General features: G+C 65.9%; 15 protein-coding genes. 8 read left to right on the forward strand and 7 right to left on the reverse strand.

Annotated elements, in window-relative coordinates:
- Positions 1-120 precede the first annotated feature (120 nt).
- The 6 genes from AC3WL7_RS15835 to ykgO all read right to left on the reverse strand — a co-directional run bounded on the left by AC3WL7_RS15835 (position 121) and on the right by ykgO (position 4,624).
- On the reverse strand, positions 121-1,341 hold the full coding sequence (locus AC3WL7_RS15835) for a TraB/GumN family protein (protein WP_108746514.1): 1,221 nt from the start codon (positions 1,339-1,341) through the stop codon (positions 121-123).
- Positions 1,342-1,345: 4 nt separating this feature from the next.
- Positions 1,346-1,876, reverse strand: coding sequence for a GNAT family N-acetyltransferase (locus tag AC3WL7_RS15840; RefSeq protein WP_079221609.1), 531 nt, complete (start codon positions 1,874-1,876; stop codon positions 1,346-1,348).
- A 14-nt stretch (positions 1,877-1,890) separates the two neighbouring features.
- Positions 1,891-2,778: a carbon-nitrogen hydrolase gene (locus tag AC3WL7_RS15845; protein WP_079221610.1), complete on the reverse strand. Its 888-nt coding sequence runs from the start codon at positions 2,776-2,778 to the stop codon at positions 1,891-1,893.
- Positions 2,779-2,942: 164 nt separating this feature from the next.
- Complete coding sequence (locus tag AC3WL7_RS15850; RefSeq protein WP_492751502.1) at positions 2,943-3,980, reverse strand: agmatine deiminase family protein; 1,038 nt, start codon at positions 3,978-3,980, stop codon at positions 2,943-2,945.
- A gap of 39 nt (positions 3,981-4,019) precedes the next feature.
- Entirely contained in the window at positions 4,020-4,349 is a 330-nt protein-coding gene (locus AC3WL7_RS15855) for a hypothetical protein (RefSeq protein ID WP_079221612.1), read from the reverse strand.
- A 149-nt stretch (positions 4,350-4,498) separates the two neighbouring features.
- Entirely contained in the window at positions 4,499-4,624 is a 126-nt protein-coding gene (gene ykgO, locus AC3WL7_RS15860) for a type B 50S ribosomal protein L36 (RefSeq protein WP_054656844.1), read from the reverse strand.
- 197 nt (positions 4,625-4,821) lie between these two features.
- Here ykgO and cmk point away from each other — a divergent pair, with 197 nt between their 5' ends.
- From cmk to galU, 8 genes are all read left to right on the forward strand, one after another.
- Positions 4,822-5,499, forward strand: a complete 678-nt coding sequence (gene cmk, locus AC3WL7_RS15865) for a (d)CMP kinase (RefSeq protein WP_492751508.1) — start codon at positions 4,822-4,824, stop codon at positions 5,497-5,499.
- 212 nt (positions 5,500-5,711) lie between these two features.
- Complete coding sequence (gene rpsA / locus AC3WL7_RS15870) at positions 5,712-7,397, forward strand: 30S ribosomal protein S1 (protein WP_012510790.1); 1,686 nt, start codon at positions 5,712-5,714, stop codon at positions 7,395-7,397.
- A 90-nt stretch (positions 7,398-7,487) separates the two neighbouring features.
- A complete protein-coding gene (locus tag AC3WL7_RS15875; protein WP_005409286.1) occupies positions 7,488-7,793 on the forward strand; it encodes an integration host factor subunit beta in 306 nt (101 codons plus the stop codon).
- A 77-nt stretch (positions 7,794-7,870) separates the two neighbouring features.
- Entirely contained in the window at positions 7,871-8,155 is a 285-nt protein-coding gene (locus tag AC3WL7_RS15880) for a LapA family protein (protein WP_053511270.1), read from the forward strand.
- 6 nt (positions 8,156-8,161) lie between these two features.
- Positions 8,162-9,340, forward strand: coding sequence for a lipopolysaccharide assembly protein LapB (lapB, locus tag AC3WL7_RS15885; RefSeq protein ID WP_108746518.1), 1,179 nt, complete (start codon positions 8,162-8,164; stop codon positions 9,338-9,340).
- 3 nt (positions 9,341-9,343) lie between these two features.
- Entirely contained in the window at positions 9,344-10,321 is a 978-nt protein-coding gene (locus AC3WL7_RS15890; RefSeq protein WP_492751515.1) for an MraY family glycosyltransferase, read from the forward strand.
- 15 nt (positions 10,322-10,336) lie between these two features.
- Positions 10,337-12,247 (forward strand): polysaccharide biosynthesis protein, encoded by a 1,911-nt coding sequence (locus tag AC3WL7_RS15895; RefSeq protein WP_492751517.1) that lies wholly within the window; start codon positions 10,337-10,339, stop codon positions 12,245-12,247.
- Positions 12,248-13,129: a UTP--glucose-1-phosphate uridylyltransferase GalU gene (gene galU / locus AC3WL7_RS15900; protein ID WP_079221617.1), complete on the forward strand. Its 882-nt coding sequence runs from the start codon at positions 12,248-12,250 to the stop codon at positions 13,127-13,129.
- 533 nt (positions 13,130-13,662) lie between these two features.
- Here galU and AC3WL7_RS15905 read toward each other — a convergent pair.
- Positions 13,663-14,871: an acetyl-CoA C-acyltransferase gene (locus AC3WL7_RS15905; RefSeq protein ID WP_492751520.1), complete on the reverse strand. Its 1,209-nt coding sequence runs from the start codon at positions 14,869-14,871 to the stop codon at positions 13,663-13,665.
- Positions 14,872-14,927: the final 56 nt, after the last annotated feature.

The following is a 14,927-nucleotide window of genomic DNA, read 5'->3' on the forward strand; positions in this document are numbered from 1 at the left end:
CGTTGCCAACCAAGGTTGGCCTCTACCTTTCGCCGCCTTGCGGCGCCGCCTGGGCATGGGCTCGGGCGCTACGGGTTCCGTGACCGGTAGCGCCGGGCCACGCCCGGCGGGGCGCTGCAATCAACCCGCGACCTTGCCCCACACCTTGCCGGCGGTCAGCCACAGGCCCAGCATGCTGCCCAGGTTGGTCAGCATGAAGGTCAGCACCACGCGGGTGACGCGGTTGCGGTACCAGCCCTTCAGGCTCTGCGCATCGTCGCGCAGCTTGAGGAAGTCCTCGTAGGCCGGCTTGCGCAGGCGCGCTTCCACCAGCGCCGAGAACGCACCGGTGGGAATGCTCAGGCGGAACGGCTTGAACGGCGCCACCGCGATCGCGGTGAGGATGCTCAGCGGGTGGCTGCCGGCCAGCAGGCAGCCGATGCCGGCCAGGCCGCCGGTGTACATCGCCCACGTCGCCAGCAGTTCGGTGCCCACGCCCAGGCCGCCACGGTAGAAGCCCACGGCAACGCCGGTGATCACGATGGCCAGGATGATCAGGGTCAACCACGGGATGTTGCGCTTCTTCGGCACGGCTTCCAGTTCCGCGCGCAGCGGTGCCGGTTCGGCGGTGTCGGTTTCCAGGTAGCGCGCCAGCCCGGCCAGGTGGCCGGCGCCGACCACCGCCAGCACCTCGCGCAGCTGCGGGTTGTGTTCCTCGCGCAGGCGCGTGGCCATGTAGCGGTCGCGCTCGCCGATGATGGTCTCGTACAGCGCCGGGCTTTCGGTGGCGAATTCACCGAAGCTCGATTCCAGCATGTCGCCCTGCTTGAGCTTCTCGATCTCGTTCTCGCCCACTTCTTCCGAGGAGAACAGGCCCGCGCCGAGGCCGGCCACCAGCTTCAGCTTGCCGAAGAAGCCCAGGCGCTGCGAGGCGCGGCGGAAGGTCAGGCCGACTTCGCGGTCGATCAGGTGCACCGGCAGGCCGCGCTCGCGCGCCAGGTCCACCGCGCGCTTCAGCTCGGCACCGGGCTCGATGCCCAGCTGTTCGGCCAGGCGGCGCTGGTAGGCCGACAGGGCCAGATTGGCGGCGAACAGCGCCACGCGGCCCTTGCGGATCACTTCCACCAGGTCCAGCTTTGCCAGCGTGTCCGGGTCGCTCAGCGCCTGCAGGCGCTGCGGGTCCAGCTCGACGGCCACCGCATCGAAGCGGCCGCTGTCGATGGCTTTTTCCACCGCCTCGACGCTGGCGTGGGAAACGTGGGCGGTGCCCAGCAGGGTGTAACGCACGCCGTCGCGTTCAACGACGCGCACCGGCTGGCCGGCGAAAAGATCGTCGCCGGTTTCGGGAAGGGTTTCAGTCATGGATTCATTCATTGGAAGGTGCGGTGTCGGCGCCATCGCCGAGCGCGCGCTGCATCTGCACGGTGTCCAGCCAGCGGCCATGCTTGCGGCCCAGGCCCTTGAACACGCCCACCAGGTGGAAGCCGAAGCGTTCGTGCAGCTTGATCGAAGCGGTATTGGTCGGTTCGCCGATCACCGCCACCATCTGCCGGTAGCCGCGCGCCACGCAGGCATCGATCAGCGCCTGCAGCAGGCCGGTGCCCACGCCCTTGCCCTGGTAGGCAGCGTCGACATAGACCGAGTTCTCCACGGTCCACTGGTAGGCCACGCGGGTGCGGTAGGTGTTGGCGTAGGCATACCCCGCCACCTGGCCGTCGATCTCGGCGACCAGGTAGGGGAAGCCACGGTCGATGATGTCGCGCATGCGGCGCAGCATCTCGTCCTGGTCGGGGATGTCGTACTCGTAGGTGTTGACGAAGTCGGTCACTTCCACCGCGTAGATCGCGGTGATTGCGGCGATGTCGGCCGGGCCGGCATCACGGATGAGGACGGCCATGGCAGCGCTCCGGCTCAGTCGATGTAGCGCTTGAGCAGGTCACCGTACGCATCGATGCGACGGTCGCGCAGGAACGGCCAGATGCGGCGCACGTGTTCGCTGCGCTGCAGGTCCACATCGCACACCAGCACGGTGGCGTCGGTGCCGGCCTCGGCCAGGAACTCGCCCTGCGGGCCCAGCACGTGGCTGTTGCCCCAGAACTGGATGCCCGACGCGCCCAGCGGCGACGCTTCATGGCCGACGCGGTTGCAGCTCAGCACCGGCAGGCCGTTGGCCACGGCATGGCCGCGGTGGCTCAGCACCCACGCGTCGCGCTGGCGGGTCTTCTCGTCCTGCACGTCGTCCGGGTCCCAGCCGATGGCAGTGGGGTAGAGCAGCAGTTCGGCACCGGCCAGCGCCATCAGGCGCGCCGCTTCCGGGTACCACTGGTCCCAGCACACCAGCACGCCAAGGCGGCCCACCGAGGTATCGATCGGGGTGAAGCCGATGTCGCCCGGGGTGAAGTAGAACTTTTCGTAGAAGCCCGGATCGTCCGGGATGTGCATCTTGCGGTACTTGCCCAGCAGGGTGCCGTCCTTCTCGAAGACCACGGCGGTGTTGTGGTACAGGCCAGCGGCGCGGCGTTCGAACAGCGAACCGACCAGCACCACGCCATGCTTCTTCGCCAGTGCGCCCAGGCGCTCGGTGCTCGGGCCGGGAATCGGCTCGGCCAGGTCGAATTCATCGACCGATTCGTGCTGGCAGAAGTACGGGCCGTTGTGCAGTTCCTGCAGCAGCACCAGTTTCGCGCCCTGCGCAGCCGCCTCGGCCACGCGTGCTTCGATCACCGCCAGGTTGGCGGCGGCATCACCGTGGTTGCGCTCCTGGATCAGGGCGACGGTAAGGGGGCTGCGCGAGTTCATGCGGGGCGTTCCTGCGGGGGAAAACCTGCATGTTAGCGCGGATGGCATGCCGCGGCGTGTCGGCCGCTGAATGGCGTGCGCGCAAGGTAGCGCCGGGCCATGCCCGGCGGATCTTCAGGATGCCGCTGCGCTCGCCGGGCAGGGCCCGGCGCTACCGGATCGGCTTACGCCTTCAGCAGCCCTGCCGGCAGCTGCATGGTGATGCAGTGCAGGCTGCCGTTCTGCCAGATCAGCGAGCGGCAGGGCACCTGCACGATCTCGCGGCCCGGGTGGGCCTGGGCCAGCACGTCGCGGGCCAGGTCGTCGGCCGGGTCGCCATAGGCGGGCATCAGCACCGCGCCATTGACGATCAGGTAGTTGGCGTACGACGCGGCCAGGCGGCGGCCTTCGTCGATCACCGGCTGTGCCCACGGCAGCGGGAACAGGCGGTACGGCTGCCCATCCTTGGTGCGCAGCGCAGCCAGCTCGTTGCCCATCGCCTGCAGTTCGGCGTAGTGCGAGTCGCTCTGGTCGTCGCAGGCCTGGTAGACGATGCTGTCAGGCGAAGCGAAGCGGGCCAGGGTGTCGATGTGGGCGTCGGTGTCGTCGCCTTCCAGGTAACCATGGTCCAGCCACAGCACGCGGTCCTGCTGCAGCCAGTCGGCCAGGTCCGCGCTCAGGCTGGCGCGGTCGCGGTCCGGGTGGCGCTCGTGCAGGCACTTCCAGGTAGTCAGCAGGGTACCTTCACCGTCGGTCTCGATGCCGCCGCCTTCCAGCGCGAACGGGATGCTGCGCACCGGTGCGTTGTTGAACACGCCAGCCTGGTCAAGCGCGCCCACCAGCTGGTCGTCCAGGGTGGCGTCGAACTTGCCGCCCCAGCCGGTGAAGCGGAAGTCCAGCAGCTGGAAGCTGCCGTCGGCGCGGCGCAGGGTGATCGGGCCGGAGTCGCGCAGCCAGGTATCGTCATAGGCCGCCGTCGTGAAGCGGACCCGGTCCATGTCGATGCGGTTGGAGCGCAGCCGCATTTCGGCATAGGTCTCCACATCGTCGTCGGCCACACAGATCAGCACCGGCTGGAAGCGGGTGATGGCCGCGACCAGCGCGATGTAGGTTTCCTCCACCTGGCCCAGGCGGTCGGCCCAGTCGGTGTCGGCGGTGGGCCAGGCAATCAGGACGCCGCTCTGGGCTTCCCATTCGGCAGGAAAACGAAGGGTCTGGTTCATGGTCTCGCTACACAGGCCCGCCAGCGGCGGGTAGGGGGTTCAGCGGATCGGCGGCTTCGGGCCGATCTCGTTCGGATCCGCCTTGTTGGCCACCACGTCGATCACCTTCTGCTTCTCGAAGTAGACGGTGAACTGCGGGTAGACCCAGCGGTTGATGGTCGGCCACTGGCGCTTCTGCCCGCCGCGCGGCTGCAGCTGCTCGCTCGGCGCACCGAACTGCGACTGCACCTGCTGCATGCTCTGGCCGCGGACGGGCAGGGCACCGGCCGGCTTTTCATTGGCGCGGTCGACCAGCAGGGTATCGGCCAGCGCCGGCGTGGCGGCGGCCAGGGTGGCCAGGACGGCCAGTGTGCTCAGGTAACGCTTCATCTCGATCTACTCCCCAGTGGTCAAGAAAGGCGATTACAGCAAAAAACGGCGGGAAAAAAAGCTGCATGCAACAAAAAACCGCCCGAAGGCGGTTTTTTGCATCGGGTCGGTCCCGCGTGGGACCAGCCGCGGCCCAAAGGCCGTGAGGCTCAGCGCTGACGCGCCTTGAAACGCGGGTTCGACTTGCAGATGACGAAGATCTTGCCACGACGACGGACGACCTTGCAGTCGCGGTGACGGGCCTTCGCCGACTTCAGGGAGGACAGGATTTTCATGGCATACCTCGGCGTAAACAGTAGTTGTTCGGGTGGAGCGTGGCCGCGATATGCGCAAGACAATCGGCAGTTGGCGCTCGTTCAAGCCCGCCATTCTACCGGGCTTTTTGTCGTCGTTTCAAGTGGTTGCGCGAAAGTCTCTGCGCGGGGGCTTGGGCAGGGGCTAGAATGGCCCCTTCACACGCGCTAGGACCCCCATGAATCCACTCGCTCCCGTCCTGACCATCGACGGCCCTTCGGGGGCCGGCAAGGGTACCATCAGCCGCATCGTGGCGCGCCGCCTGGGCTGGCACTACCTGGATTCGGGCGCGTTGTACCGGGCGGTGGGGGTGGCTGCGAGCTGGGCCGATATCGATACCTCCGATGCCTCGGCCCTGGTGCGCTGCACCTTCGACACCCAGGTTCAGTTTGTTGAACAGGGTGAGTCGATGCGGGTCATGGTCAACGGCACCGATGCCACCGACGAGCTGCGCCTGGAGACCACCGGTGCGCTGGCCTCGGCCATTGCCGCCATTCCCGAGGTCCGTGCCGCACTGAAGGAGCGCCAGCGCGCATTCAGGGAGCTGCCGGGCCTGGTCGCCGACGGCCGCGACATGGGCACGGTGATCTTCAAGGACGCCCCCTACAAGGTCTTCCTGACCGCCAGTGCCGAGGAGCGCGCCGAGCGCCGGCATAAGCAGTTGAAAGACAAGGGGGTTTCTGTTAACTTTGATGACCTCCTGCGCGAGATCATGGCCCGCGACGCCCGTGATGCTCAGCGTACCGTGGCGCCCCTGAAGCCGGCAGACGATGCTGTCCTCATCGACACCACAGGCATCGGCATCGATGATGTCGTTGCCCGAGTGATGGATCTGCTTCCGGTTCCGGCTGCCTGATCCGTTCGCGCGGGAGCACTGCCAGCAGCATCGGCGGTGGTCGCGCATAGCAGTGCTGTACCAGCTCCGTCGCGCAATGATGCGTGGCGGTTTTCCTACTACACACGACCTGCTTTTCCGGGGTCGACCAACAGGCGGGCGGTAGCGGTCTTCAGTGGGGCATGTCCCCGAAAGGAAGCCAACCGACCCATGTGTCCAACAGAGTAAATCTAATGACCGAATCATTTGCCGAACTGTTTGAAGCCAGCCAGGCCAACCTGGCCAAGCTGAAGCCGGGCGCCATCGTCAGCGGTACCGTTGTTGAAGTCCGCGGCGACGTCGTGGTGATCAACGCTGGCCTGAAGTCCGAAGGCATCGTGCCGATCGAACAGTTCCGTAACGACGCTGGCGAAATCGACGTCGCCGAAGGCGACATCGTCAAGGTCGCCCTCGACTCCATCGAGAACGGCTTCGGCGAAACCGTCCTGTCGCGCGAGAAGGCGAAGCGCGCGATGGTGTGGGACGAGCTGGAAGAAGCGTTGGAAAAGAACGAAACCATCACCGGCCGCATCAGCGGCAAGGTCAAGGGTGGTTTCACCGTGGACATCAAGGATGTCCGCGCCTTCCTGCCGGGTTCCCTGGTCGATGTGCGCCCGGTGCGCGATCCGGCCTACCTGGAAGGCAAGGAACTCGAGTTCAAGCTCATCAAGCTGGACCGCAAGCGTAACAACGTCGTGGTTTCGCGCCGCGCTGTCGTCGAAAGCGAGCACTCGGAAGAGCGCGAGCAGCTGATGGACAAGCTGCAGGAAGGCGCGATCCTGAAGGGTGTCGTCAAGAACCTGACCGACTACGGCGCGTTCGTGGACCTGGGTGGCATCGACGGCCTGCTGCACATCACCGACATGGCATGGAAGCGCGTGCGCCATCCGTCCGAAGTCGTGAACGTCGGCGACGAGCTGGACGTGCGCGTGCTGAAGTTCGACCGCGAGCGCAACCGCGTTTCGCTGGGCCTGAAGCAGCTGGGCGAAGATCCGTGGGATAACATCGCCCGTCGTTACCCGGCCAACAGCCGCGTCTTCGGCAAGGTCTCCAACGTCACCGATTACGGCGCGTTCGTCGAGATCGAGCCGGGCGTCGAAGGCCTGGTGCACGTCTCCGAGATGGATTGGACCAACAAGAACGTCAACCCGTCCAAGGTTGTGCAGGTTGGTGACGAAGTCGAAGTGATGGTGCTGGACGTCGACGAAGAGCGTCGCCGCATCTCGCTGGGCATGAAGCAGGTTGCCGCCAATCCGTGGGAAACCTTCGCTGCCACCCACAAGAAGGGTGACAAGGTGTCGGGCCAGATCAAGTCGATCACCGACTTCGGCATCTTCATCGGCCTGGACGGCGGCATCGACGGCCTGGTTCACCTGTCCGACATCAGCTGGGCGACCACTGGCGAAGACATCGTTCGCAACTTCAAGAAGGGCGATACCCTGGACGCCGTCGTCCTGGCTGTCGATCCGGAGCGCGAGCGCATCTCCCTGGGCGTGAAGCAGCTGGAGCAGGATCCGTTCGGCCAGTACATGGCTGCCAATCCGAAGGGCTCCAAGGTCGAAGGCGTGGTGAAGGAAGTCGACGCCAAGGGCGCGATCATCGAGCTGGCTGACGGCATCGAAGGTTACGTCTCGGCACGCGACATCGCCAACGAGCGCGTTGACGACGCTACCCAGCACCTGAAGGTCGGCGACAAGGTCGAAGCCAAGTTCGTGGGCATGGACCGCAAGGGCCGTACCCTGCAGCTGTCGATCAAGGCCAAGGACGACGCTGAAATGCGCGAAGTGCTGGAGGAATACCAGTCCTCTTCGGCTGCCAGCGGCACCACCCAGCTGGGCGCGCTGCTGCGTGCACAGCTGAGCGGCAACAAGTCCGAGTAATCGGCCTTACGCTGTACGTTGTTTCCTGGACGGCCCGGGCATTGTTGCCCGGGCCGTTTCAGGGTGAGTGACCCTTGATGTGAGCCGGCAATGACCAAATCCGAACTGATCGAAATCCTCGCGCGCCGCCAGGCGCACCTGAAGGCCGATGATGTCGATCTGGCGGTGAAGTCGTTGCTGGAAATGATGGGCGGTTCCCTCTCTGCCGGGGATCGCATCGAAATCCGTGGCTTTGGCAGCTTCTCGCTGCACTACCGTCCGCCGCGCCTGGGCCGCAATCCCAAGACCGGCGAATCGGTCGCCCTGCCGGGCAAGCACGTTCCCCATTTCAAGCCAGGCAAGGAACTGCGTGAGCGGGTCAGCAGCGTGCTGCCGCTGGACGCCGATCCGGCCTGAGTGTCCCGTCGCGTCACCGCGTGCGAATACCGCGGCGAGTCGGATAAGCTACGACCTCCTGCCACTGGAGCTGTCGCATGAAGGTTTTTCGTCTGCTGGTCCTGCTGGCGGTGCTGCTTCTCGGGTTGATCATCGGTGCCATGAACATGGACGAGATGACCATCAACCTGGTGTTCACCCAGCTCAAGACCTCGATCGGCGTGGCGATCATCGCTTCGCTGCTGATCGGCGTCATCGTCGGTGCCGGCCTGGTGCTGGTGAGCGTGGTCATTCCGCTCTACGCCCAGCTGCGCCGTGCCAACAAATCGGTCGCCACCCCCGTGGCCCCGGTTTCCCCCTCCCAATCTTTTGATGGACGCTGATCGAAGATGGATTTCGTCACCGAGTGGTTCTGGTTCTTCCTGTTCGTTCCCCTGGCGGCGCTGGCCGGCTGGGTCATCGGGCGGCGCGGCGGGCAACGCCATGGCGACAACCAGGTCAGCCACCTGTCCAGCACCTATTTCCGTGGCCTGAACTACCTGCTCAACGAGCAGCCGGACAAGGCCATCGAACTGTTCCTGCACATCGCCGAGCTGGACAAGGAAACCTTCGAGACCCAGGTCGCGCTGGGCCACCTGTTCCGCCGTCGTGGCGAAGTGGATCGTGCGATCCGCCTGCACCAGGGCCTGGTCAACCGCAACGACCTGAGTGACGCCCAGCGCGTGCAGGCGCTGCTGGCGCTGGGCGAGGACTACATGAAGTCCGGCCTGCTGGACCGTGCTGAAACCGTGTTCACCGAACTGGCCCAGCTGGATCAGCGCGCACCGCAGGCGCTCAAGCACCTGATCGGCATCTACCAGGCCGAGCGCGACTGGGAAAAGGCCATCGACAACGCCACCCGTTTCGAGGATGTCACCGGCGAGCCGATGGGCAAGCTGATCGGGCAGTTCGAGTGCGAGCTGGCCGAGCGCTTCCGTGGCGCCGGCAAGCTGGAGGAGGCGAGGGCGGCCATTGCCCGTGCCTACCAGGCCGATGCCATGTCGGTGCGCGCCGGCATCATTGAAGGCCGCCTGGAAACCGATGCCGGCAACGCCGAGGCCGCCGTGCGCGCCTTCGAGCGCGCCGCGCGCAATGATCCCGAGTACCTGCCCGAGCTGCTGCCGGCGCTGATGGAGAACTACCGCAAGGTGGGTGATCTTGGCGGCGCGCGTGCTTTCCTGTCGGAAATGACCGAGCACTACCGCGGCATCGCCCCGGTGCTGGCGCTGACCCGCCTGATGGAAGAGCAGGAGGGCGTGGCACCCGCCCGTGCCTACCTCGGCCGCCAGTTGAAGGATCGCCCGTCGGTGCGCGGCGAATCAGCCCTGATCGACCTGACCCTGGCCGAAGGTGCCGATTCCACGGCCACCCTGCACGACCTCAAGCACATCACCGACCAGTTGCTGGTGCGCAATCCCGCCTACCGCTGCACCCGCTGCGGTTTCGGCGCGCGTACCCACCACTGGCAGTGCCCGAGCTGCAAGGAGTGGGGCACGGTCAAGCCGCTGCTGAACTACGCGGTGCTCTGAGCCATGGTCTGGCAGGTGATGGCCGCGCTGCTGGGGCTGGCCCTGCTCAGCGCCGCGCTGACCTGGGCGGCACGCGGCTATGCGCTGCGCCAGCAGTTGCTGGATCAGCCCGGCGAACGCCGCAGCCACAGCGTGGCGACCCCGCGCGGCGGTGGCATCGCCATCGTCATCAGCCTGCTGGTGGCCGCCGTGGCAGCCATGTGGGTGTGGCCGGCCGCCGCTGCCAGTCTTGGCGTGGCCAGCCTCGGCCTGCTGCTGGTGGCGGGCATCGGCTGGTGGGATGACCATCGGCCCCTGCCGGCCCTGCGCCGCCTGCTGGTGCACTTCGTTGCCGCCGGCCTGCTGGCCGCGCTGGTCAAGGTGCACGGTGGCAGCTGGCTGCTGGCCCTGCTGGTGCTGGTCTTCACCGCCTCGCTGATCAACATCTGGAACTTCATGGATGGGATCAACGGCATCGCCAGCAGCCAGGCGGTACTGGCCGCGCTGGGCTTCGCCGCCGTGCTGCCCTGGCCCTGGTCGCTGGTTGCCATCGCCCTGGGCCTGGCCTGCCTTGGTTTCCTGCCGTTCAATTTCCCGAAGGCGCGCATCTTCATGGGCGATGTCGGAAGTGGCGCGCTTGGCTATGCCGTCTCCGTCGTCCTGGCGGTGGCCGCGCTGCGTACGGAAATCAACTGGTTGCTGCTGCTGGTGCCCATTTCCCCGTTCCTCGTGGACGCGGGCTTCACGCTGTTGGCGCGCATCCTTTCAGGACAACGCTGGATGGAACCCCACACCCAGCATGTCTACCAGCGCGCGGTGCAGGCAGGAGCCAGCCACGCCCAGGTGACAGGGATGTATTTTGTTGTAGGCCTGTTCAGTATTACAGTGTTCAATATCTGCACCAGATTGCAGCCGAGGTGGGAGGCTGTCGTAGCGGTCGCGTGGATTTCCGCGCTGGCCCTGCTTTGGCTCCTCCTGCGCAATGGATTGCGCCACCGATAAGGAATTACTCGAAATATGTCTTCACCCTGGCGGGACAGAATCCTTGGCCTGTTGCCACGCACGGCCATCGTCTGCCATGACCTGTTCATGGTCTGGGCCTGTTGGCAGCTGCTGCATGCCGGCCGTTACTCCATCCTGCCTGACGCCCCGTCGCTGCCCCTGTGGAACGTCGATACGACGCTCGTGCTGGCGCTGCAGGGCATCGTGTTCTGGCGGGTCGGCCTGTACCGTGGCCTGTGGCGGTTCGCCAGCGTCAGCGACCTGCTGAACATCTTCAAGGCCAGCTTCATCGGCCTGGTCGCCATCGTGCTCATGCTGGCCTGGAAGCGCTTCAACGGCGTTCCGCTGTCGGTGCTGGTGATCTATCCCTTCGCGCTGTCGGCGCTGCTGGGCGCGCCGCGCCTGCTGTATCGGGCGTGGAAGGACTACCAGGCGCTGCAGTCCGATTCGACCGCGCGGCGCGTGCTCATCCTGGGCGCCGGGCAGGCGGCCGAGACCCTGGTGCGCGACCTGCGCCGCTCCGGCAACTTCGAGCCGGTCGGCCTGCTGGATGACGCCCCGCACCTGCGCGGTGCCAAGCTGCAGAGCCTGCCGATCCTGGGCACCCTCGATGACGCCCCGGCCGTGGCCCGCGAAACCGCGGCCAAGCTGCTGGTCATCGCCATTCCCTCGCTGGACGCGGTGGGCATGCAGCGCGTGGTTGCCATCTGCGAAAGCACCGGCATTCCGTTCCGCACCGTGCCCAAGCTCAGCGACATCCTGCAGGGCCAGTCGCTGCCGGGCCAGCTGAAGGAAGTGGCCATCGAGGACCTGCTCGGTCGCAAGCCGATCATGCCGGACTGGAACCTGATCCGTGGCTGGCTGGGCGGGCGCACGGTGATGGTCACCGGTGCCGGCGGCTCGATCGGTTCGGAACTGTGCCGCCAGTGCGCGCGCCACGGCGCCGGCCGCATCGTGCTGCTGGAAATGAGCGAGCTGCTGCTGCTGACCATCGAGGCCGAGCTGCGCCGCAGCTTCCCCGACGTGCAGATCGAAGCGGTGCTGGGCGACTGCGGTGACCCGGCGGTGATGCGCCACGCGCTGTCGCTGCACCCGGTCGATACCGCCTTCCATGCGGCCGCCTACAAGCATGTGCCGGTGCTCGAGCGCCAGCTGCGCGAAGCGGTGCGCAACAACATCCTGGCTACCGAAAACGTCGCGCGTGCGTGCATGGAAGCCCGCGTCGAGCATTTCGTTTTCATCTCCACCGACAAGGCCGTCGATCCGGTCAATGCACTGGGCGCCAGCAAGCGCTACGCCGAGATGATCTGCCAGAGCCTGGACCAGAAGTCCACGCATACCCGTTTCGTCACCGTGCGCTTCGGCAACGTGCTCGATTCGGCCGGCAGCGTGGTGCCGCTGTTCCGCGAGCAGATCCTGCGCGGCGGCCCGATCACGGTGACCGACCCGGAAGTGACCCGCTACTTCATGACGATCCCCGAAGCCTGCCAGCTGATCCTGCAGGCAGCGGCGTCGGCGTCGCACGGTGCCATCTACACCCTGGACATGGGCGAGCCGGTGCCGATCCGCGTGCTGGCCGAACAGATGATCCGCCTGGCCGGCAAGCAGCCGTACAAGGACATTCCGATCATCTACACCGGCCTGCGCCCGGGCGAGAAGCTGCACGAGACTCTGTTCTATTCGGACGAGGATTACCGGCCGACCTCGCACCCCAAGGTGCTGGAAGCCGGCGTACGCACGTTCTCGCGCGACATCGTGCTGGGCAACGTGCCGAGACTGCGTGACGCTATCGCCGAGTACGACACTGATACGATCCGGGAAGTGCTGTTCGCGACGATGCCGGAGTTCTCTCCGATTGAACAGGACGCTTACATCTCCTCCGCTAAAGTTGTTCCCTTTCCGGCACGCGAGGCCAACAGGTACTAAATGAGCAAGCGAATTCGTAAGGCGGTTTTTCCAGTGGCAGGGCTCGGGACGCGCTTTTTGCCGGCAACCAAGACGGTTCCGAAGGAAATGCTGCCGATCATCGATCGTCCGCTTATCCAATACGCTGTTGACGAGGCCATCGAGGCCGGTTGCGACACCCTGATCTTCATCACCAACCGCTACAAGCACGCCGTTGCCGATTATTTCGACAAGGCCTACGAGCTGGAACAGAAGCTGGAGCGTGCGGGCAAGCACGAACAGCTGGAGATGATCCGCCACGTTCTGCCTGAAGGTGTGCGTGCGATCTTCGTCACCCAGGCCGAGGCGCTGGGACTGGGCCATGCCGTGCTGTGTGCGAAGTCGGTGATCGGTGACGAACCGTTTGCGGTGCTGCTGCCGGACGATCTGATCTGGAACCGTGGCGACGGCGCGCTGAAGCAGATGGCTGACCTCAACGAGGCCAGCGGTGCGAGCGTGATCGCAGTGGAAGACGTGCCGCACGAGAACACCGCCAGCTACGGCATCGTGGCGACCGAAGCGTTCGATGGCCGCAAGGGCCGTATTTCGCAGATCGTGGAGAAGCCGAAGCCCGAGGACGCGCCGAGCGATCTGGCGGTGGTCGGCCGTTACGTGCTGAGCCCGAAGATCTTCGAGCTGCTGGAATCCACCGGCACCGGTGCCGGCGGCGAGATCCAGCTGACCGATGCGATCGCTTCGCTGCTGGCGACCGACGAAGTGGACGCGTACCGCTTCGAAGGCACTCGTTTTGACTGTGGTACCCATCTGGGCCTGGTCGAAGCGACGATCCGTTTCGCGCTGGAGAACAAGAAGCTGGCGAAGCCGGCGCGCGCGAAGCTGACGGAGATGCTGGCGGAAGAGTGAGGGTGTTCGAGCGCTCCGTTTGCGCCTCCCTGTATAGCCGGGGAGGCGGAGGCGGGCCGCTGCAGGACACGCCGTGAACCCATCCATGGGGGCTCGTAGGCGCCTTGCTCGTGTGCGCTGTCCTGCGCACACGGCAAGACCGGGGTTGGGCTTCCTGCCCAACCCGCCCGAGGCATGCCTCGGGCCCATGGCGCCTGCGGTCCTGCATCGGCCCGCCCCCGCCTCTCGACAGTTTCCGTGGGGCGCGGACGGGGAGGGCGGAATCAAGGGCAAGAGCAAAAGCAAAAAAAAGGCAGCCGATGGCTGCCTTTTTTGTATTCCGGCGAGAGCATCCACGCATGGCGTGGATCTACTGCCTTTGCTCACCCCTCCGCCGCGGGGAGGCTGGAAGGGACGGGTCGGCAGGGCTGCCCGGGACCGTTGGCGCCATGGATGGCGCCATCGAGCCCCCATGGATGGGTTCACGGCGTGTCCCGGGCAGTCCTGCCGACCCGGCCCACGCCATGAAGCCCAACGAGGCAACGCCTTGAACCTTACAGCGCCTCGAAAATACCCGCCGCGCCCATGCCGGTGCCGATGCACATCGTCACCATGCCGTACTTCTGCTGGCGACGACGCAGGCCGTGCAGCAGGGTCGCGGTACGGATCGCGCCGGTCGCGCCCAGCGGGTGACCCAGGGCAATCGCGCCGCCCAGCGGGTTGACCTTGCTCGGGTCCAGGCCGCAATCGCGGATCACCGCCAGCGACTGCGCGGCGAAGGCTTCGTTGAGCTCGATCCAGTCCAGCTGGTCCTGGGTCAGGCCGGCCTGCTTCAGTGCCTTCGGGATCGCGGCGATCGGGCCGATGCCCATCACTTCCGGACGCACGCCGGCCACCGAGAAGCTGACGAAACGGGCAAGCGGGGTCAGGCCGTAATCCTTGATTGCCTGCTCCGACGCCAGCAGCACGGCGCCGGCGCCATCGCTCATCTGCGAGGAGTTGCCGGCAGTGACCGTGCCGCCGAACTGGCCGTTGCGGAACACCGGGCGCAGCTTGGCCAGGCCTTCGGCCGAGGAATCCGGGCGCGGGCCTTCGTCGGTGTCGGCCACCTTGTTGCGGGTGATGATGCGCTGGCCATCGGCCAGGTCCGGCAGGTGCGAGACGATTTCGTACGGGCTGATCTCATCCTTGAACTCGCCGTTCTGGATGGCGGCCATGGCCTTCTGGTGCGAGGCCAGGGCAAAGGCGTCCTGGTCTTCGCGCGAGACCTTCCACTCCTCGGCCACCTTCTCGGCAGTGATGCCCATGCCGTAGGCGATGGCGACGTGGTCGTTGTCGAACACGCTCGGCGTCATCGCGATCTTGTTGCCCATCATCGGCACCATCGACATCGACTCGGTGCCGCCGGCCAGCATCAGGTCGGCGTTGCCCAGGCGGATCGCATCGGCGGCCTGCGCCACGGCCTGCAGGCCGGAGGAGCAGAAGCGGTTCACGGTCTGCGCGGCAATCGTGTTCGGCAGGCCGGCCAGCAGCACGCCGATGCGGGCCACGTTCATGCCCTGCTCGGCTTCCGGCATGGCGCAGCCGATGATCGCGTCATCGATGCGGTTGACGTCCACGCCCGGGGCCTGGGCGACGACGCTGCGCAGCACGTGCGCAAGCATGTCGTCGGGGCGGGTGTTGCGGAACATGCCCTTGGGCGCCTTGCCGACCGGGGTACGGGTGGCGGCGACGATGTAGGCGTCCTGGATTTGCTTGGTCATTGCGGTGATCTCTCGAATTTTTTAGCCGGAGTGCCGACCAGCGGTCGGCACCTACC

This window comes from Stenotrophomonas sp. FW305-3-2-15-E-LB1, from assembly GCF_058787375.1.